Genomic DNA, 18,459 nt, shown 5'->3' on the forward strand with positions numbered 1-18,459 from the left:
AAGGACATGTCCTTCGGGCCCCTTCGCCATGCGGTCAGTAGTCCCAGATGCCGTAGGCAGCCTCGGTGACCGACGCCTCGGCGCCGGAGGCGTCCAGGCGGACGACCCGGTAGTAGTGCAGGCCCAGTTCGTCCCCGGACACGGTGGTGTCCATGAAGAACGAGGCGGTGCCCGTCGGGCCCTCGGACAGGGTGACGTAGGCCCCTGCGGCCGGGTCCCAGCGCTCCACGCGGTAGGCGGCGAACCGGGCGCAGTCGCCGAGGCAGCCGGAGCTCTCCGAGCAGCCGACGTGCAGCTCCGGGTAACGGTCCGCGCGGACGGTGGCCGTGGTCCAGCCGGGCGGCCGGGTGTCCGGCAGGGCGACCTCGACGGTCGTGGTGCGGAAGAAGTCGGGGCCCTCGTTCTCGTACAGGTGGAAACCGTCCGCGGCGGCCACGCGGTAGACGTGGGTGGCGCCGTCCGGCACGGTCGGGCAGATGATCCCGGTCTGCGAGGAGTTCGAGGTCCAGCAGTTCTTCGTCCAGACCGTCCCGCCGGTCTCCGGGTCGGTCGTGCCCTGCCACACGTAGTACTCGGTGACGTCGTCGTCGGCGGGCGGCGTCCAGGTCAGGCGGACGCCCAGCGGCACGGTTTCGGCCGTCAGGTTCTCCACCGGAGCCGGGCGCACGGTGTCCGGCGTGGTCGCCGTGGCGGCCGGACCGGGCCGCGACGCGTGACCGTACGGGTCGACCGTCACGACCGTGTAGTCGTACGCCGTCTCGGAGGCGCCGGAGACGTCCCAGCAGGAGCCGTTGATCTGCCGGTCCCCGGCGTACGCCGGGGCGTCGTCGCCGGTCCAGGTCCAGTAGGTGTGCGGGTCCGTCAGCGGCAGGTCCCGCGCGTCGTCCGGCTTGCACCCGGCCACCGTGCTGCTGACGCCGGTCGCCCGGTCGGTGCGCACGACCCGGTAGGTGAGCAGGGGCCGGTCCTCGCCGAAGGTCCACGGATCGGCGCTGCTCCACTCGACCATCACGCCCTCGTCGAACCGGTGCGCGGTGGTCCGGAAGGAGGGCACGGCCTCCGGGCGGTCCGCCATCGTCAGCGTGACCTGTGCCGGGGCGGCCGCGTTGCCCGCCGCGTCCACCGAACGCACCGCGTACCGGTAGCCGTCGGCGACCGCGAGCCGCTGGAGCGGGACGACGTCGGTGGCCTTGGTGGTGCGGACGGCGGTGCCGCTGCCGGGCAGCGCGTCGAGCCAGCCGCCGGTCGCCGGGTCGTACTGGAGGACCTGGTAGGAGGCGGCGCCGTCGACCGGGGACCACACCAGGTGGGGCACGCCGGAGCGGTACTCCGTCCGGACGGCGGACACGGCCGCGGGAGGCGTCCGGTCGCTGGTGGTGAAGGTGGCGGCGGCCGAGTACGCGGACCAGTTCCCGGCGGCGTCGCGGGCCCGGCCCCGGTAGGTCACCTTGCTGCCGTCGGCCGGCTGCCCGGTGTCGCAGATCGCGCCCTTGGTCCCCGTGTACACGGTGCTCCAGGCGCCGCTGACGGGGTTTCGCCGCTGCAGCTCGTACAGCGCGATGTCCGCCGCGTTCTCGGCGGTCGTGACGAGCTCGGGGCCGGGGTGGGGCCGGTCGGCCGGGCAGCTGTCCATCTCGACGAACGGCGCGGCGGGCGGCGTCCTGTCGGGGGTCGTGACGCCCAGGTCGGCGGTGCCGGCGGACCGGTTGCCGGCCCTGTCGTGGGCGCGGACCTCGTAGTAGTAGACGGCGCCGGTCCTCGGCGGGGTGTCGGTGTACGTGGTGGACGCGGTCGTGGCCAGGGGCTTGCTGCCGAAGGAGCCGCCCTTGAGCCGCCGGTAGACCCGGTACCCGGCGAGGTCCAGCTCCCGGTTCTTCGACCAGGTGAGCCTCGCCCGGCCGGTGGCCTTGTCGTACGAGAGGGACGTTCCGCTCGGCGTGAGCGGCGCGGTCTTGTCGACGGTCGCCGAAGTGCGGGGCGTGTAGGCGAACTTGACCTTGGCGGCGCCGGTCCAGTTGACGTAGTCGATCCGCAGGGTGTGCCGGCCCCTGGGAACGGTGACGGCGACGGTCCTGCTCACCGTCGAGGCCGTGTTCTTCCACAGGTCGATCCTGCGCACGCCGTCGAGGTACACCCGGATGCCGTCGAGTCCGGAGGCGGCGAGGGTGAACGGGCCGCCGGAGCCGAAGTCGCGGGTCACCGTCCAGCGGACGCCGAAGTTGTCCCGTGGCAGGCCGGAGGCGGGGGCGCCGCTCCAGCTCTCGCTGATCGTGGAGTCGCAGCCGGTCTTCCTCGGGGCGCCCTTGAACGTGGTGTTCGCGAACAACTGCCGTTGGTAGACGGGTGCGGTGCAGGTCGTCGTGGCCGCCGTGGCGGGCGCGACGGCGCCGCCGAGCAGGGTGCCGGCGGTGGCGAGCACCACGGCGCCGGCCGCGGTGCGTCTGGCTGGCTTCATTCGATCCTCTGGTCGTTTCCGTTATGACGGAGATGGCCGTTGCCGTTGTCGACTCATGAGGAAAGGAGTTGGTTGTACTGATCTTTGCCTTCCCATGAACTCCCTTTGGATGGAGGGTCCGTAAAGGGTGTTTGCAGGCGATTCCGCATCCCCTTCACAGTCGCAGCGGAGCGTAGTGTTGCGCACTCGTTAAGTGGTTCCGCTTGACGCCGGGTACGGCCTACGCGTTGTCTTTTCAGACATCTGGGTCGCAAGCAGTCCCAAGTCCGGAACGCACCTGAAGTGAGCCCCCGAATGCGTCGTATAGCCATGTTTGTGGCCGCGTCCACGATGACCCTCTCGCTCGCCGGCTGCGGCGTGCTCAACGCGTCGGGATCGTCGACCACCGCGAGCCCGACCAAGGGCAACGACATCACCGTGGGTGTGCTGATGCCGGACATCATCAACACCCGGTACCAGAACTTCGACTACCCGATCATGAAGGCGAAGATCGCCGAGCTGACCAACAAGCAGGGGCGGATCGCGTACGCCAACGCCGGGTCGATCGCCTCCAAGCAGTCCGAGCAGATGCAGAAGATGATCGACGACAAGGTCGACGTGATCATCCTGGACTCGGTCGACTCGCACGCCATCAGGGGCGAGGTGAAGAAGGCCAAGGCCGCGGGCATCCCGGTCATCGCCTACGACCGCCTCGCCGAGGGCCCGATCGACGCCTACGTCTCCTTCGACAACGAACTGGTGGGCGAGGTGCAGGCCCGCACGCTGCTGGAGGGGCTCGGACCGGACGCCGACACCTCCGACAAGGTCATCATGGTCAACGGCTCGCCGACGGACCCGAACGCCAAGCAGTTCAAGACGGGTGCGATGTCCGAGCTGTCGGGCAAGGTGGACATCCCCTCCGGCGCCTCCTTCGACACCAAGGACTGGGACCCGCCGACCGCCGGCAAGGAGGTCACCAAGGCCATCAACGCGATCGGCAAGGACAACGTGGCCGCCGTCTACTCCGCCAACGACGCCATGGCGGGCGAGATCATCAAGTCCCTCAAGGCGGCCGGCATCACCAACCTGCCGCCGGTCACCGGCCAGGACGCCGACCTCGACGCCATTCAGCGGATCCTCATCGGCGAGCAGTACATGACCGTCTACAAGCCCTACCCGAACGAGGCCGAGGCCGCCGCCGAGATGGCCGTCTACAAGGTGCAGGGCAAGGACATCCAGTTCGACGCGCTCACCCAGGACCAGGTCGACAGCCCGACCAACAAGGACATTCCGGCCCAGCTGGTGCAGGTCAGCGCCGTGACGAAGAGCAAGATCAAGGACACCGTCGTCGCCGACGGCATCTACAAGATCTCGCAGATCTGCACCGCCGCCTACAAGACGGCCTGCGCCGAGGCCGGCCTCAAGTAGCCCCCGGCGGGGCGCACAAAGACGCCGGGCCCTCCACGACCGCCGTCCGTCGTGGAGGAGCCCCGAGGCGGCCCTTCGGCAACGCCCCACCCCCGCACGCGAGTTGCGGGGCCCCGGCATCCGGCGGGGAAGGCCTGACCGGGCCCCTGCGAGGGCCCGGCGACCACCTCTGGCAGGCGCTGCCCGCGATGCCCGCGCGGCCCCGCCGCGACCGCCGTCATCCTGGTGCGGAGCGGCCCGCGGAGGCCGGGAGATAGGGGACGTACCAGGGTATTGCGACGCCCGGTGCGAGGGGAGCCGTGTTGCGGACCCGGTCCTGACCGCTCATAGTTGCGCTGCGGAAGAGGCAGCAAACCGGGGGTGGAATGGCCGATGGCCGGGCACGGGACGGACAAGCATCCACATGGTGCCGACCGACTGTGCGCCGCCGGGGACCGCGTGTACTCCCGGGCCGTGCGCCGGGGCCGGGTACCGCGCACGGACGCCGACGCGGTGCCGTGCCTGCTGGAGCTGGCACTGCTGCACCCCGACCCCGACGACATGGACTGGCTGGTGCCGACCTCCCCGCAGGAGGTCATGATCCGGCTGCTGCGCGGGGTCCACGACGAGGTCACCGACAGCCAGCGGCGGGTGGGCTCGGCGGTCTCCGCCTTCGAGTGGTACGCCGGTCTGGGACGGCAGTTGCAGGCCGCCTCGGCCTCCGCGGAGGGCACGGCGGCGATCCGGGTCCTGGACGGGCTGTCACGGATCCAGGCGGCCATGGACGAGGCGACGGAGGCCTGCACCAGTGAGGTGCTGACCGTCCAGCCGGGCGGCATCCGCCGGGAGTCGGAGCTGACCGAGGGACTGCACCGGGCGGTCGCCCTGCGCGGCCGCGGCGTTCGGATGCGGGACCTGTACACCCATGTCGCCCGGCACGGCCAGGGTCTGCTCAACTACCTGGAGCTGATGGGCGACGCGGTGGAGGCCCGGACGCTCGACGAGGTCATCGACCGCCTCATCCTCTTCGACCGCACGGTCGCCTTCATCCCCGCCAACGCCGACCGCACGATGGCCCTGGAACTGCGCCACCCCGCCCTCGTCGAGTACTTCGTCACCGTCTTCGAGCGCCTGTGGCGCCTCGCGATCCCCCTCACCGCCCCGCTCCCCGACACCGGCATCGAGGGCATCTCGCACCGCGAGCAGTCCATCGCGGCGCTGCTCGCCGAGGGCCACCAGGACGCGGTGATCGCCGAACGCCTCGGCATCAGCGTCCGCACCTGCCGCGCCCACATCGCCCGCCTCTCGGAGACGCTCGGCGCGGCCAGCCGCACCCAACTGGGCGTGCGCATAGCCCAGGTGGGCCTGGACCGGCCACCGGGCGAGACGGGCACGGCACCGCCCGCCGTCAGCCTTCCCGACCAGGAATCCCCGAGCGTGCGCTGAGGCGGCCGGGCCGGGCGGCTCCCGGCGCGCTCGGGGTCAACGGCCGGCCTCCGGCGCCGGAGGCGTGCTGTCGCTGTCCAGGATCCCCGACTGCGCTATCAGGTAGCCGAGTTGGGCACGGCTGCCGCTGCCGAGCGCCTGGGCCAGCTTGGCGATGTGGGCGCGGCAGGTGCGGACGTTCATCCCGAGCCTGCGGGCGATGGCCTCGTCCACGTGGCCCTCCACGAGCAGCTTCGCGATGGAGTGCTGGATCTCCGTGATGCCGTCGGGCGCCGCTTCGTAGGGCCCGTCGATGTTCAGCGGGACCGCGCGGGACCACATGAACTCGAAGACCTTGATCAGGTAGCGGACCAGGCCCGGGTGGCGCACTTCGAGCGCGACCTGCTGGTCGTCCCGGATGGGGATGAAGGCGACCGTCTCGTCACAGATGATCAGGCGTTCCACGACCTCGTCGATCGTGCGGTACTCCGCCTTGCCGTCGGCGAGGAAGGCGGCGTAGGCCAGCTTCTCCGGGCTGTGCCGCGCTGTGTGCTGGTACAGGGTGCGGATCCGGACCCCGCGCTCGACGAGCGGCCGGTCGCGCTCCATCCCGAGCAGCACGTTGCGCTCGGAGATCCGCTCGCTCGGATGGACGCTCAGCACCTCTTTCTGGCACTGGGCCGTGGCCAGGTTGAGCGCCGCGTTGATCCGTTCGCCGCCCTCCAGCACGGCGATCGAGTCACTGCTCGCCGCGACCTGTGTGCCGAGCATCATGAAGGGCTCGAACGACTCGGCCAGCTCGGTGGAGAGCCGCCGGCGGTCGGAGATCTCGCGTTCGAGAGGGCCGAGCCGTCGCGCCAGCGCCACCGCGGGGGGCACCGGACGCAGCCAGTCGGGGTCGTCCGGATCCGGGTGGAGCAGGGCGAACTCCATCAGGCAAGGGGCTGTCTCCGCCTCTGCGCGCGCGACGCGTCCCGCGCGCAGAGCTGTGGAGTAGACACGGGCACCGTCCTCACACAGTTCTGTCACAGCGTGGGGATGCGTCTCCTTTGTCTGATTCGTTATCAAATCTCCACCCCCCAGGGTCCTGAACATGCAGGAACATGATGCATTGATTGTGTGGCCATGACGTGCCCGAATGAGCCATCGTCGTACAAGACGGGGAAGCAGGAACTTCAAGTGAGGACGAAGTCGAACATGCGCGGGAAATTGCTTCGCTCGGTGCTTGTCGCGACCTGCTCCGTCGTCGCGGCCCTCGTTGCGTGGAGTGGTGTTTCCGGAGCGAAGGGTGATGTTCAGGCCAACACCAGCTGGCCGAGTGTCGCCGTGGACACCGTGGAAGGAACCGGGAGCTGACGTGACCACCCCACCGGACGACCGATCCTTCCGCCGCGAGATGGCCACCGCCTACCGCTCCGGCTGGCACTTCATCGACCTGGTCACCGCCATCCCCCACAGCGGTGACTCGCTGATGGTGACCGTGTTCGGAGAGCCGGTCGTCGTGACGCGCGACGAGGACGAGGACGTACGGGCCTACCGGTGCCTGCGCAAGCCGCGGGGCGCGCCACAGCCCGTGCGGTGTGCCGTCCGGTACGGAATGATCTTTGTGAACCTGGACCAACGGGACCACCGGCTGGCTGAGCCGGACGTCCCGGACGTGAGGACCATCTCGGCCACCCCCCGCAGTGCCTGACGCGATTCCCCCGTCGTAAAAGATCGCTCAGGTGCTTCCCCCCGCAGCGGCGTCACCGTGACCTGAACACGGTGACGCCGCTGCAGTTTTCGGGGGACATTTCTGTTTATCGGCTGGTTTCGGCCAAGGTCCACGGTGGCTGAATTCCGTCGCTGGACCGCCCGCAGAACGGGGTGGCCGCCCCGGCTCGGCGGCTCGATCCCGCCCCTCGCCCCTCGCCTTCGGTGTCACCGCGGCCCCGGCGCCCCTCTTTCTTCCCCTTCCGGCCGCCGGCCGGCCCCGCCGGCGTCTTCCGGCCGCCGTACCGTCGCGCCCCCGCCCTTCCGGCGCTCCGGGCCGCCCGTCCCCGAACCCGGCGAACCCGGTTCCCGGAAGGACTCCCGTCTCCACCTTGAGTGGAATAGACTCAACTTTGTGTACGTTGGCTGAGTCAGCCGAACGATGCCGAGGAGGAGAACGCGAACGTGGACGCCGAGCTGACCAACAGGAGCCGGGACGCGATCAACGCGGCCAGCAGCCGGGCCGTGACCGAGGGGCACGCGGACCTCACCCCTGCCCACCTGCTGCTGGCTCTGCTTGCGGGCCAGGACAACGAGAACATCACCGACCTGCTCGCGGCCGTGGACGCGGACCAGGCCGTCGTACGGCAGGGCGCCGAGCGGGTGCTGACCACCCTGCCCAGCGTGACCGGCTCCACGGTCGCGCCCCCGCAGCCCAACCGCGAGCTGCTCGCGGTCCTCGCCGACGCGGGCGAGCGGGCCCGCGACCTCGGTGACGACTTCCTCTCCACCGAACACCTGCTCATCGGCATCGCCGCCAAGGGCGGCGCGGCCGGCGAGGTGCTCGGCCGGCAGGGCGCCACCGCGAAGAAGCTGGTGGAGGCCTTCCAGAAGACGCGCGGCGGCCGCCGCGTGACCAACGCCGACCCCGAGGGCCAGTACAAGGCCCTGGAGAAGTTCGGCACCGACTTCACGGCCGCCGCGCGGGACGGCAAGCTCGACCCCGTCATCGGGCGCGACCAGGAGATCCGGCGGGTCGTGCAGGTGCTGTCCCGCCGTACCAAGAACAACCCCGTGCTCATCGGCGAGCCCGGCGTCGGCAAGACCGCCGTGGTCGAGGGCCTGGCCCAGCGGATCGTCAAGGGCGACGTGCCCGAGTCGCTGAAGGACAAGCGGCTGGTGTCGCTCGACCTGGGCGCGATGGTCGCGGGCGCGAAGTACCGGGGTGAGTTCGAGGAGCGGCTGAAGACCGTCCTGGCCGAGATCAAGGACTCCGACGGACAGGTCATCACCTTCATCGACGAGCTGCACACGGTCGTCGGCGCGGGCGCCGGCGGCGACTCCGCGATGGACGCCGGCAACATGCTGAAGCCGATGCTGGCCCGCGGCGAGCTGCGCATGGTCGGCGCCACCACCCTGGACGAGTACCGCGAGCGGATCGAGAAGGACCCGGCGCTGGAGCGCCGCTTCCAGCAGGTGCTGGTGGCGGAGCCGACCGTCGAGGACACCATCGCCATCCTCCGCGGCCTCAAGGGCCGTTACGAGGCGCACCACAAGGTGCAGATCGCGGACAGCGCGCTGGTCGCCGCCGCGACCCTCTCCGACCGCTACATCACCTCCCGCTTCCTCCCCGACAAGGCCATCGACCTGGTCGACGAGGCGGCCTCGCGGCTCCGCATGGAGATCGACTCCTCGCCCGTCGAGATCGACGAACTCCAGCGTGTCGTGGACCGGTTGAAGATGGAGGAGCTGGCGCTGGAGAAGGAGACCGACCCGGCCTCCCGGGAGCGCCTGGAGAAGCTGCGCCGCGACCTCGCCGACAAGGAGGAGGACCTGCGCGGCCTCAACGCCCGCTGGGAGCGCGAGAAGCAGTCCCTGAACCGGGTCGGCGAGCTGAAGGAGAGGCTCGACGCCCTGCGCGGCACCGCCGAACGCGCCCAGCGCGACGGCGACTTCGACACCGCCTCCAAGCTGCTGTACGGCGAGATCCCGCAGCTGGAGAAGGAGCTGGAGGCCGCGTCCGAGGCCGAGGAGGAGACGGCCAAGGACACCATGGTCAAGGACGAGGTCGGCTCCGACGACATCGCGGACGTGGTGGCCGCCTGGACCGGCATCCCCGCCGGGCGCCTCCTGGAGGGCGAGACCCAGAAGCTGCTGCGCATGGAGGAGGAGCTGGGCCGCCGCCTGATCGGCCAGACCGAGGCCGTGCGCGCGGTGTCGGACGCGGTACGGCGCTCCCGTGCCGGTATCGCCGACCCGGACCGCCCGACCGGCTCCTTCCTCTTCCTCGGCCCCACCGGTGTCGGCAAGACGGAACTGGCCAAGGCTCTCGCGGACTTCCTCTTCGACGACGAGCGGGCGATGGTCCGCATCGACATGTCGGAGTACAGCGAGAAGCACAGCGTGGCCCGGCTGGTCGGCGCCCCGCCCGGATACGTCGGCTACGAGGAGGGCGGTCAGCTGACCGAGGCGGTCCGCCGCCGGCCCTACACCGTGGTGCTCCTGGACGAGGTGGAGAAGGCCCACCCGGAGGTCTTCGACATCCTCCTCCAGGTGCTGGACGACGGCCGCCTCACCGACGGCCAGGGCCGCACGGTCGACTTCCGCAACACCATCCTGGTGCTGACGTCGAACCTGGGCAGCCAGTACCTGGTGGACCCCGTGCTCGGCGAGGAGGAGAAGAAGAGCCAGGTCCTGGAGACGGTCCGGCACTCCTTCAAGCCCGAGTTCCTCAACCGCCTGGACGACCTGGTCGTCTTCTCCGCGCTGGCCAAGGACGAACTGGCGCGGATCGCCCGGCTCCAGATCGACCGGCTGGCCCGGCGGCTGGCCGAGCGCCGGCTCACGCTGGAGATCACCCAGGAGGCCCTGGCCTGGCTCGCCGAGGAGGGCAACGACCCGGCGTACGGCGCCCGGCCGCTGCGCCGCCTGGTCCAGACCGCCATCGGTGACCGGCTCGCCAAGGAGATCCTCTCCGGCGAGGTCAAGGACGGCGACACGATCCGGGTGGACGCCTTCGGCGACGGCCTGCTCGTGGGCCCGGTGACGGCGCGGGAACCGGCCGCGGAGGGCGTCGAAAGCACCGGTCAGGAGTCCGGGAAAACGCTCTGAGCGGAATTGCGCCAACGGGAGATGAACCCGCCGGGGCGGGGGTTGCCACCCCCCTCCCCGGATGGGGGAGGATGGCGGGATCCGTATGAAGGGAAAATCACGGTGACCATCGACCCGTCCTCGATTCCGAACTTCGGGGGCCAGCCCGAGCCGCAGCCCCAAGGACCGGCGGGCCCCGTCGTCCCGGATCAGGATCTTGTGAAGCAGCTCCTCGACCAGATGGAGCTGAAGTACGTCGTCGACGACGAGGGCGACCTCGCGGCGCCGTGGGAGCAGTTCCGCACCTACTTCATGTTCCGCGGCGAGGACGAGCAGTCCGTCTTCTCCGTGCGGACGTTCTACGACCGCCCCCACAAGATCGACGAGAAGCCCCAGCTCCTGGAGTCCATCGACGACTGGAACCGGCGGACGCTGTGGCCCAAGGTCTACACGCACACGCATGACGACGGCACCGTCCGCCTCATCGGCGAGGCGCAGATGCTGATCGGCATGGGCGTCGACATCAACCACTTCGTCTCCTCCACGGTCAGCTGGGTGCGGGCCGCGATCGAGTTCGACAAGTGGCTGGTGGAGCAGCTGGGCCTGGAGGAGGCCGTCGACGAGGCCGGCGAGGCCGAGGGCGACGACGAGGCGTAGGCGGCGCTACAGGGGTGTGCCGGCGAAGACGACCAGGTAAGCGCCGTAGCCGAACGAGAGCCCGGCCAGGGCCGCGACCACCACGGACGCGTGCCAGGGCCGGGCTCTCGCCGTCCGGACCAGCGCGCGGGCCAGGGGGAGCAGGAGGGGGAAGGCCGGCAGCAGGAAGCGGGGCTTGGACTCGAAGAAGCCCGAGCCGCCGACCGCGATCAGCAGCAGGACGCCGGTGTAGGCCAGCAGCGGGAGCGGCGCCCGGTCCAGGAGCAGCAGCGCGAAGAGCACCACCGCCACCGCCACGATCATCAGGGCCATCGGGAAGACGAAGCGGTCGCCGCGGGCCAGCATGGCGCGGACGAAGCGCAGCGAACCCCGGCCGAAGTCGAACCGCGACCCCCAAAGGCGCTGTACGCCGAAGTAGCCGCCCAGCGGATCGCCGGTGCGCAGGCCCACCCACAGGACGTACCCGAGCCAGCCGAGCGGTGCCAGCGCCGCGCCCGCCCACACCCTGGGGGCGGCCCTGCCGCGGCGGCGGTGTGCCTCGCAGGCGGCGGCGACCAGCACGGCCGCCGCCACCGCGAAGCCGTTCGGCCGGGACAGGCCCGCCAGCGCGGCCAGGGCGCCCGCCCACAGCCAGTTCCCGGCCAGCACCGCGTACAGGGACCAGGCCGCGAACGCGGTCAGGACCGGTTCCGTGTACGCCATGGACAGCACGACGGAGTGCGGGAGCAGCCCCCACAGGAGGACCAGGGCGGTGGCCACCGTACGGCCGTGCAGCCGGGCGCCGACCGCGTAGATGCCCGCGGCGGCCACGCCCGCGGCCGTCCAGGACACCAGCAGCCCGGCGCCCGCCCCGCTCAGCGGGGTGACGGCGGTCAGGACGCGGACCAGGCCCGGGTACAGCGGGAAGAACGCCAGGTCGCTGTGGACGACGTCGGGGCGGAAGGAGAGGGTGCGGCCGTAGCCGTGGGCCGCGATACCCAGGTACCAGACCGAGTCCCAGGACCGGCCGAGCAGCGTCAGCGGATGCCTGCCGCCCGCCCAGGCGGCCAGCGCGACCACGGCCATGCCGGTGAGCCGGGCCGCCGCGAACAGCCCCAGCGCGACACCGCCCGCCGTGACGAGCGACGGCGTCAGGGCGGTGCTGCCGGTGGTCGGACCGGTGCTGGTGCTGGCGGTGGTGCTGGCGTGGCTCACATTCGCACCCTGCGGGGGACCGGGGCGAAGTGCGAGAAATATGCGCCCGATGGGGTAGCGGAGGAGCCCGCCCGCTGGCGTGGCGCGGGCCGCGGCCGGGCCGCCGGGTGGTATCGGCGGCGGCCCGCGCGCGGAGTGCCTAGGCCAGCCGCCGCAGCCGCTCCGCGGCCTCCTTCAGCACCTCGGGCCGCTTGCAGAACGCGAACCGCACGAACGGCGCCCCTTCCTCCCGGTGGTCGTAGAAGACCGCGTTCGGGATGGCGACGACCCCGGCGCGTTCCGGCAGCGAACGGCAGAAGGCGAAGCCGTCGCTCTCGCCCAGCGGGCGGATGTCGGTGGTGATGAAGTACGTGCCGGCGGTGTCGTAGACCGTGAAGCCCGCCTCCGCGAGGCCCGCGGCGAGGATGTCGCGCTTGGTCCGCATGTCGTCGCGGAAGGCCTCGAAGTAGGCGTCGGGCAGGGCGAGGGCCTCGGCGACCGCGTACTGGAAGGGGCCCGAGGAGACGTACGTCAGGAACTGCTTCGCCGCCCGCACCGCCGTCACCAGCCGGGGCGTCGAGGTCACCCAGCCGACACCGCGTTCATGCACCTGTTCGGGAGCCGTGCGGCACGCCCCGCCATCCGCAGCACGACGGAGCGAGGTCACAGCCGTATCGCCGAGCTCGTTGGCGCTGCACTGTCCGCCGTATCCTGACCACACACGGGAAGGAGCCGTCCATGAGCGTCGACGCGATCGTGCACACCGAGTTCCCCAAGGGATACACGGTCCTGTTCGGGGCCGACGGAAAGGTGATCATGACCCCGCAGAGCGAAGAGCACTCCAGCACCATCAGGTCGATGCAGATCGACTCTCTCGCCCTCGGTCGTCACGCGAAGGTCACCTCCGACGTCTACATCGACTTCCCCGCCGACGAGAACTCCGCCCCCGACCTGGCGATCCTGCGCGAGGACGCCCGCCGGGAGGGCAAGCGTTACAGCTTCGAGGACGTCCTGCTGATCTCCGAGGTCGTCTCGACCTCTTCCGCGCGCAAGGACTACGACGACTGCACCGCGAAGTACGGCCGCTACGGAATCCCGGTCTACCTGGTCGTGGACCCCTACGCCCAGGAAGTCGTCCTCCACACCCAGCCGACCGCCACCGGTTACATCGCCGCACACACTCACAAGTACGGCACGGGCAAGCTCCCCATCCCCCTGGCCGACGGCCGCACCTTCACCCTCGACCTCGACGAACTCCCGCGCCCGGAGCCCGAGGCGGACGCCCGCTGACGAAGGCCGCCGGTGCGGCCAGGCCCGCGCCGTCGGCGCACCGCTGCCATCGGACGTTGTCGTTCCTGGTCGGGGCAGTCGGCTGCGATTGCCTCGCCTTTCGCGATCGGGATCGGCCAGGGGGCGTGCCGAGGAGAACGAAGATCCCGAGCGATGGCTGTACGTGCCGATTCTGGGGACCCGGGCCGGTTACCGGGAGATGGAGCTGTTCATCGAGGAAGTGGAGGACATCGCCCTTGCCGACCGGCTGCGGATCGCCATCGGCGGGCGGGGCGCCTTCCGGCGCTTCAAAAGGCTGTCGCAGCCAGGGCCGCCGCCCTGGGATGTCTGCGTGTCACGCACCGAGACGCGCCCGACATGGTCTTGACCACGGCCGTATACGCAGAGCGCGCCGAGGAAAACCTGACCACGGCGTCCCGGCTGTTCCTTGCACTGTTGAAGCAGGACGACGGTGCCAAGTCGCTTCTGCTTGCGCTGCCCGAGGTGTTCCCGTGGGTGCGCCACCTGGACGCTGAGGAAGTCCGGGAATTCACTGTCGAGCTTCTGGAAGCGCTGTCCGACGCCGCTGAACTGGGTGCCAGGGAGGCTGTGCACCGAGCGATCGTCTCGTGGCGGGCCACCGCCCGCATCAACGCCGATCCTGACCAGCTCAGGGAAGCCCTCCGTCCGCTCGGTGGCGTCGACCTCGGCTCCGTCGAGGTGCACGAGTGAGTCCGACGAAAGGCGATCGGGCCAGTGTTCCTCCGCTGAGCGGCTGGAACGTCGTTTACGGCACGACGGAGCCCGCGACCGGTTGGAAGGAGCTGTGCCGGGTGGCGTTGCCGAACGCGCACCAGCGGCGGCCGGGTCCGCTACCTGGTCAGTCCGGACACTTCGACTGTGATCCTCGTGTATGCCTCCCCGCGACACCCGAAGGACACCGCATAGACTCCGGCGTTTCGCCCGTACGGAAAGCAAGGTGAACCGGGGTGCGGGGGGCGATGGGCTCTTGCGGTGCAGGTGGCGGGCAGACCGGAGTCGGAGGACGGCCCCGCCAAGGACGACTGACCCCGTTGAGCGGCGGTCAGTGCGCGAACGCCTTGCGGAGCCGTTCCGCCGCGTCCGCCAGTACCTCGGTGCGTTTGCAGAACGCGAACCTGACGTAGGAGGCGCCCGCCTCTTGATGGTCGTAGAAGACCGCGTTCGGGATGGCGACGACCCCGGCCCGTTCCGGCAGGGCGCGACAGAAGGTGAAGCCGTCGCTTTCGCCGAGGGGGCGGATGTCGGTGGTGATGAAATACGTGCCGCTCGGGCGGAAGACCCTGAAGCCCGCCCGCTCCAGGCCGCCCGCGAGCAGGTCCCGCTTGGCCAGCATGTCCGCGCGGAATTCCGCGAAGTATGAGTCGGGCAGGCGCAGGGCCTCGGCCACGGCGTACTGGAAGGGCCCGGAGGCGACGTATGTCAGGAACTGCTTGGCCGAACGGACCGCGGCCACCAGATTCGGGGTGGCCGTAACCCAGCCGACCTTCCAGCCGGTGAAGGAGAAGGTCTTGCCGGCCGACCCGATGGTGACCGTGCGCTCGCGCATGCCCGGCAGGGTGGCGAGCGGCAGGTGCCCGGCGTCGTCGAAGACCAGGTGCTCGTAGACCTCGTCGGTGACGACCAGCAGGTCACGTTCGACCGCCAGTTCGGCGATCGCCGTCAGCTCGGCACGGGTGAGGACCGTGCCGGTCGGGTTGTGCGGGGTGTTGACCAGCAGGAGCCGGGTGCGGGGAGTGACCGCGGCGCGCAGTTCGTCGAGGTCCAGGCGGAAGGCGGTGCCGTCCGGGCGGAGCGTGACCGGCACCCGGGTGCCGCCGGCCATGGCGATGCAGGCCGCGTAGGAGTCGTAGTACGGCTCCAGCGCGACGACCTCGTCGCCCGGCTCCACGAGGGCCAGCAGGGCGGCCGCGATCGCCTCCGTGGCGCCCGCCGTGACCAGCACCTCCGCGTCCGGGTCGTACGACAGCCCGTACCGGCGCTCCTGGTGCGCGGCGACCGCGGCGCGCAGCTCGGGGACGCCCGGACCCGGCGGGTACTGGTTGCCGCGTCCGTCCCGCAGCGCCCGCACGGCCGCCTCCCTGACCTCCTCGGGACCGTCGGTGTCCGGGAACCCCTGGCCCAGGTTGATGGAGCCGGTGCGCAGCGCCAGCGCGGACATCTCGGCGAAGATCGTGGTCCCGAACTCAGCAAGCCGGCGATTCAGAAGAGGACGTTCGCTGGAGGTCATGCCGGTCATCCTGCGCCCAAGCTCTGGAGTTCCTCAACTCTGCTTTGCCCGCCGCGGGGGCCGGGCATCACCGGTTCACGCCGCGCTCGCGCGGCGGCCGGGGCGCCCACGGGGGGTCGCTCCGCGCCGAACGAAAGTAGGTGGCGCCATGAACGCAGTCATCATCGTGGCGGTGGCCGCGGTCGTCTGCCTGGCGATCGTCGCGGGCGCGGTCCGCAAGGGCGGTACCGGCCGGCGGGGCGGGTCCGGCTCGTACGACGGGGGCGGCAGCTGGTGGGCCGGCGACTCGGGGTCCTCCTCGCACGGCGGAGGCCACGGCGGGCACGGCGGCGGACACGGGGGTCACTCGTGCGGCGGAGGGCACTCCTCCTGCGGCGGCGGCTCGTCGTGCGGCGGCGGTGGCGGCTGCGGCGGGGGCAACTGACCGGGAACCACGGGGGCCACGGGGGGACACGGGGGAAGCGGGGCGTCCGGACGGAGCGCGGGTACGGCTCCGTCCGGACGCTCCGGCGTGTGCCAGAGGGAGCAGGGTGCACCGCGTTGTTGAACAGTTGAGCTGTGGGGCCCTCTGAGGGATGGAAACCCCACGAAGTTGGGTAAAAACGCTGTGGTGGCGCCACTGTTCATGATTCCCTCTAAATCACCGAAGCAGTGCCTCGGACGTCCTGACGACACCCTTCCCCGGCCGGCCCTGCCGGGCCGATCTCCCGGTGTCCACCGAGGTGCGCCGGACCTCCCTCCTCCCCATCTGCGCGTTAGCGGAGCCGATCCATGCTCACGACCCTGAACACCACCTACACCGATACGCGCGCGGCCGACCTCGCCTGGGCCCTCGGTCGCGAGCCGCTGCCCGCGCTCGCCACCCTCGACCTGGAGCTGTCCGGGGCGAAGCTGCAGCTCCGACTGCTGGGCGCGTCCCACCAGGTCCTCCTGGAGGAGGAGTGCGGCGGCTGTTCGGAGACGGTGGCATGCATCCCGGGGTCCAGCACTCCGCTGCCGCTCGGCGTCGCCAAGCGCATCGGCGACTGGGAGTACGAGTTCGCGGCCCGCGTCGAGGTGCTGTCACCCGGCTCCTTCGCGGGCCGTGCCCAGGAACTCCTCGCCCTCGTCTCCGAGCACCCGTACGGCCTCGCGGGCGTCTTCCCGGGCAGCCCGCACGCGTTCACCGCACTGCTCGCCCAGCGCCACGAGGGCCAGGTGCACTGGCGGACCTGGCACGCCTACCCGCAGGACGGACAGCTGGTGGCGACCCGGACGCGGGTCGGCGTACGGGTCCCGGTGGCGCAACCCGTCCCGGGATGACATAAACCAACGAGCCGTCAAGGAGGCCGTTTTCCACACGTGTGGGTGACGAAGCGTACCGAGCGAGTGACGTAACGTCGCAGAGTGATCGATCCGCACGCACCCGCTCCTCCCGGCGCCCCGCCGCCCTGGGGCACCCTCGCGCCGCTGCCCGTGCGGCCGGGCACGGGCCGGTTCCTGGTCCTGGCGTGCGTCTTCGTCTGCGCGGCCTGCGGGCTCGTGTACGAACTCGAACTCGTCGCCCTCGCCTCCTACCTGATCGGCGACTCGGTCACCCAGGCCTCCGTGGTGCTGTCCGTGATGGTCTTCGCCATGGGCGTCGGCTCACTGGCCGCGAAGCGGCTGCGCTGGCACGCGGCCGCCGGATTCTGCGCCCTCGAGGCCGCGCTGGCGCTGGTCGGCGGCTGCAGCGCGCTGGCCCTGTACGCCGTCTTCGCCTGGACCGGCGCCTGGGGCGGCCTGTGGGCGGCCGGGCCGCGCTGCCTCCTGGTCGCGTTCTCCCTCGCCATCGGCCTGCTGATCGGCGCCGAGGTGCCGCTTTTGATGGAACTCATCCAGCGCATCCGCCGCCAGGACGCCGGCGGCGCCGTGGCCGACCTGTTCGCGGCGGACTACGTGGGCGCGCTCGTCGGCGGCCTCGCCTTCCCCTTCCTCCTGCTGCCCTTCCTCGGCCAGCTGACGGGCACCCTGCTCACCGGCACGGTCAACGTCCTGGCCGGCGGCGCCCTGGTCCTCGGCCTGTTCCGCGGCGACCTGACCCGCCGGACCCGCTGGCGGCTCCTCGTCGTCAACGTGACCGTCCTCGGCGTCCTCGCGACCGCCGCCGCCCACGTCGGCGACTTCGAACGGGCCGCGCGGCACGCCGTCTACGGCGACGACGTCCGGGTCGCCCTCCAGACGGGCGTCCAGGAGATAGTCCTCACCGGCGGCACCCACGGCCGCCCCCTCGACCTCTTCCTCGACGGCCGGCTGCGCGTCGGCGGCCGCGACGAACGCCGCTACCACGAAGCCCTCGTCCACCCGGCGATGAGCGGCCCGCACGCGCGCGTGCTGATCCTCGGCGGCGGCGACGGCCTGGCCGCCCGCGAGGTGCTCCGGCACACCGGCGTCGACCGCGTCGACGTCGTCGAACTCGACGCCGACCTGATCCGCCTCGCCCGCACCGACCCCGGCCTCGCCGCGCTCAACGCCCATGCCTACGACGACCCGCACGTCCGCGTGACCATCGCCGACGCCTTCTGCTGGCTGCGCGAGTCCGCGCCGCGCGCCGGGTACGACGTGGTGATCGCCGACCTGCCCGACCCGGCCATCACGGCCAGCACCAAGCTGTACTCCGAGGAGTTCTACGGCCTGGCCCGCCGCGCCCTCGCACCCGGCGGCCGCCTGGTCGTGCACGCCGGTCCGGTCCAGTCCCGCCCGCGCGACTTCTGGACGGTGGACGCGACCCTGCGCGCCGCCGGCCTGGCCACCACCGCCTACCGGGTGCACGGCCGCGACCCCGGCTTCGCCGCCGGACCCGACCGCTCGGCCGGCGGTTCCGGGTCCCCGCACGACTGGGGCTTCGTGCTGGCGACGGCGGGCGGGCGCGCACCGCGGCTGCGGCTGGCGGCGGGCGGTCCGCGGCTGCGCACGCTGACCGGACGGGAGCTGCGCGCCGACGCGTTGCGCGCCCCGCGGCCCGCACCGCCGCCCTCCACGCTGATCGATCCGCGGTACTGACCGCGGGCCCCCGGCCGTGCGT

General features: G+C 71.2%; 15 protein-coding genes and 1 pseudogene. 11 read left to right on the top strand and 5 right to left on the bottom strand.

Annotated features, from left to right (window positions below; all coding sequences use genetic code 11):
* Positions 1 to 34: 34 nt before the first annotated feature.
* The gene (locus tag ACIQOE_RS26135) at positions 35 to 2,455 is read right to left on the bottom strand and encodes a PA14 domain-containing protein (RefSeq protein WP_401414035.1); all 2,421 of its coding nucleotides are present in this window, start codon (positions 2,453 to 2,455) and stop codon (positions 35 to 37) included.
* 294 nt (positions 2,456 to 2,749) lie between these two features.
* On the opposite strand from ACIQOE_RS26135, the gene ACIQOE_RS26140 reads away from it, so the two are divergent.
* Both ACIQOE_RS26140 and ACIQOE_RS26145 read left to right on the top strand, forming a co-directional pair.
* Positions 2,750 to 3,862: a substrate-binding domain-containing protein gene (locus ACIQOE_RS26140; RefSeq protein ID WP_365560671.1), complete on the top strand. Its 1,113-nt coding sequence runs from the start codon at positions 2,750 to 2,752 to the stop codon at positions 3,860 to 3,862.
* Between the two features lie 372 nt (positions 3,863 to 4,234).
* A complete protein-coding gene (locus ACIQOE_RS26145) occupies positions 4,235 to 5,287 on the top strand; it encodes a LuxR C-terminal-related transcriptional regulator (RefSeq protein WP_401414037.1) in 1,053 nt (350 codons plus the stop codon).
* 36 nt (positions 5,288 to 5,323) lie between these two features.
* Here ACIQOE_RS26145 and ACIQOE_RS26150 read toward each other — a convergent pair whose 3' ends face one another.
* The gene (locus tag ACIQOE_RS26150) at positions 5,324 to 6,361 is read right to left on the bottom strand and encodes a helix-turn-helix transcriptional regulator (protein ID WP_351317232.1); all 1,038 of its coding nucleotides are present in this window, start codon (positions 6,359 to 6,361) and stop codon (positions 5,324 to 5,326) included.
* A gap of 301 nt (positions 6,362 to 6,662) precedes the next feature.
* Between ACIQOE_RS26150 and ACIQOE_RS26155 the strand changes: the two genes are divergently transcribed.
* From ACIQOE_RS26155 to ACIQOE_RS26165, 3 genes are all read left to right on the top strand, one after another.
* Positions 6,663 to 6,959, top strand: a complete 297-nt coding sequence (locus tag ACIQOE_RS26155) for a (2Fe-2S)-binding protein (RefSeq protein ID WP_351317863.1) — start codon at positions 6,663 to 6,665, stop codon at positions 6,957 to 6,959.
* Between the two features lie 464 nt (positions 6,960 to 7,423).
* The gene (clpB, locus tag ACIQOE_RS26160; protein WP_401414039.1) at positions 7,424 to 10,069 is read left to right on the top strand and encodes an ATP-dependent chaperone ClpB; all 2,646 of its coding nucleotides are present in this window, start codon (positions 7,424 to 7,426) and stop codon (positions 10,067 to 10,069) included.
* A gap of 102 nt (positions 10,070 to 10,171) precedes the next feature.
* Positions 10,172 to 10,705, top strand: coding sequence for a YbjN domain-containing protein (locus ACIQOE_RS26165; protein ID WP_351317238.1), 534 nt, complete (start codon positions 10,172 to 10,174; stop codon positions 10,703 to 10,705).
* A gap of 6 nt (positions 10,706 to 10,711) precedes the next feature.
* On the opposite strand, the gene ACIQOE_RS26170 is transcribed toward ACIQOE_RS26165, so the two are convergent.
* Entirely contained in the window at positions 10,712 to 11,899 is a 1,188-nt protein-coding gene (locus ACIQOE_RS26170) for a hypothetical protein (protein WP_399011579.1), read from the bottom strand.
* A gap of 139 nt (positions 11,900 to 12,038) precedes the next feature.
* Positions 12,039 to 12,473, bottom strand: a pseudogene (locus tag ACIQOE_RS26175) (aminotransferase class I/II-fold pyridoxal phosphate-dependent enzyme); the annotation flags it as partial.
* Between the two features lie 143 nt (positions 12,474 to 12,616).
* On the opposite strand from ACIQOE_RS26175, the gene ACIQOE_RS26180 reads away from it, so the two are divergent.
* The 3 genes from ACIQOE_RS26180 (at position 12,617) to ACIQOE_RS26190 (ending at position 13,879) form a co-directional block, all read left to right on the top strand.
* Positions 12,617 to 13,168, top strand: coding sequence for a Uma2 family endonuclease (locus ACIQOE_RS26180; protein WP_401414042.1), 552 nt, complete (start codon positions 12,617 to 12,619; stop codon positions 13,166 to 13,168).
* 199 nt (positions 13,169 to 13,367) lie between these two features.
* Entirely contained in the window at positions 13,368 to 13,535 is a 168-nt protein-coding gene (locus ACIQOE_RS26185) for a hypothetical protein (RefSeq protein ID WP_401414045.1), read from the top strand.
* Positions 13,526 to 13,879, top strand: coding sequence for a prevent-host-death family protein (locus ACIQOE_RS26190; RefSeq protein ID WP_401414048.1), 354 nt, complete (start codon positions 13,526 to 13,528; stop codon positions 13,877 to 13,879). Before ACIQOE_RS26185 ends, ACIQOE_RS26190 begins: the two co-directional genes overlap by 10 nt.
* Positions 13,880 to 14,231: 352 nt before the next feature.
* Here ACIQOE_RS26190 and ACIQOE_RS26195 read toward each other — a convergent pair whose 3' ends face one another.
* Positions 14,232 to 15,425 (bottom strand): pyridoxal phosphate-dependent aminotransferase, encoded by a 1,194-nt coding sequence (locus ACIQOE_RS26195; protein WP_401414050.1) that lies wholly within the window; start codon positions 15,423 to 15,425, stop codon positions 14,232 to 14,234.
* A gap of 139 nt (positions 15,426 to 15,564) precedes the next feature.
* Here ACIQOE_RS26195 and ACIQOE_RS26200 point away from each other — a divergent pair, with 139 nt between their 5' ends.
* The 3 genes from ACIQOE_RS26200 (at position 15,565) to ACIQOE_RS26210 (ending at position 18,437) form a co-directional block, all read left to right on the top strand.
* The gene (locus tag ACIQOE_RS26200) at positions 15,565 to 15,840 is read left to right on the top strand and encodes a hypothetical protein (protein ID WP_351317349.1); all 276 of its coding nucleotides are present in this window, start codon (positions 15,565 to 15,567) and stop codon (positions 15,838 to 15,840) included.
* A 347-nt stretch (positions 15,841 to 16,187) separates the two neighbouring features.
* Positions 16,188 to 16,718 carry a DUF2617 family protein gene (locus ACIQOE_RS26205; protein WP_351317352.1) on the top strand — a complete coding sequence of 177 codons (531 nt, stop codon included), beginning with the start codon at positions 16,188 to 16,190 and terminating at the stop codon, positions 16,716 to 16,718.
* Between the two features lie 84 nt (positions 16,719 to 16,802).
* Positions 16,803 to 18,437, top strand: coding sequence for a polyamine aminopropyltransferase (locus ACIQOE_RS26210; RefSeq protein ID WP_365568949.1), 1,635 nt, complete (start codon positions 16,803 to 16,805; stop codon positions 18,435 to 18,437).
* Positions 18,438 to 18,459: the final 22 nt, after the last annotated feature.

The sequence above is a fragment of the Streptomyces sp. NPDC091282 genome (assembly GCF_044757385.1).
Classification (GTDB): Bacteria; Actinomycetota; Actinomycetes; order Streptomycetales; family Streptomycetaceae; genus Streptomyces; species Streptomyces gramineus.

Excerpts from the sequence above, each read along its gene's own strand:
- ACIQOE_RS26135 (WP_401414035.1), bottom strand. The coding sequence starts at position 2,455 with ATGAAGCCAGCCAGACGCACCGCGGCCGGCGCCGTGGTGCTCGCCACC.
- ACIQOE_RS26140 (WP_365560671.1), top strand. The coding sequence starts at position 2,750 with ATGCGTCGTATAGCCATGTTTGTGGCCGCGTCCACGATGACCCTCTCG.
- ACIQOE_RS26145 (WP_401414037.1), top strand. The coding sequence starts at position 4,235 with ATGGCCGGGCACGGGACGGACAAGCATCCACATGGTGCCGACCGACTG.
- ACIQOE_RS26150 (WP_351317232.1), bottom strand. The coding sequence starts at position 6,361 with ATGTTCAGGACCCTGGGGGGTGGAGATTTGATAACGAATCAGACAAAG.
- ACIQOE_RS26155 (WP_351317863.1), top strand. The coding sequence starts at position 6,663 with ATGGCCACCGCCTACCGCTCCGGCTGGCACTTCATCGACCTGGTCACC.
- ACIQOE_RS26180 (WP_401414042.1), top strand. The coding sequence starts at position 12,617 with ATGAGCGTCGACGCGATCGTGCACACCGAGTTCCCCAAGGGATACACG.
- ACIQOE_RS26185 (WP_401414045.1), top strand. The coding sequence starts at position 13,368 with ATGGAGCTGTTCATCGAGGAAGTGGAGGACATCGCCCTTGCCGACCGG.
- ACIQOE_RS26190 (WP_401414048.1), top strand. The coding sequence starts at position 13,526 with ATGGTCTTGACCACGGCCGTATACGCAGAGCGCGCCGAGGAAAACCTG.
- ACIQOE_RS26195 (WP_401414050.1), bottom strand. The coding sequence starts at position 15,425 with ATGACCGGCATGACCTCCAGCGAACGTCCTCTTCTGAATCGCCGGCTT.
- ACIQOE_RS26200 (WP_351317349.1), top strand. The coding sequence starts at position 15,565 with ATGAACGCAGTCATCATCGTGGCGGTGGCCGCGGTCGTCTGCCTGGCG.
- ACIQOE_RS26205 (WP_351317352.1), top strand. The coding sequence starts at position 16,188 with ATGCTCACGACCCTGAACACCACCTACACCGATACGCGCGCGGCCGAC.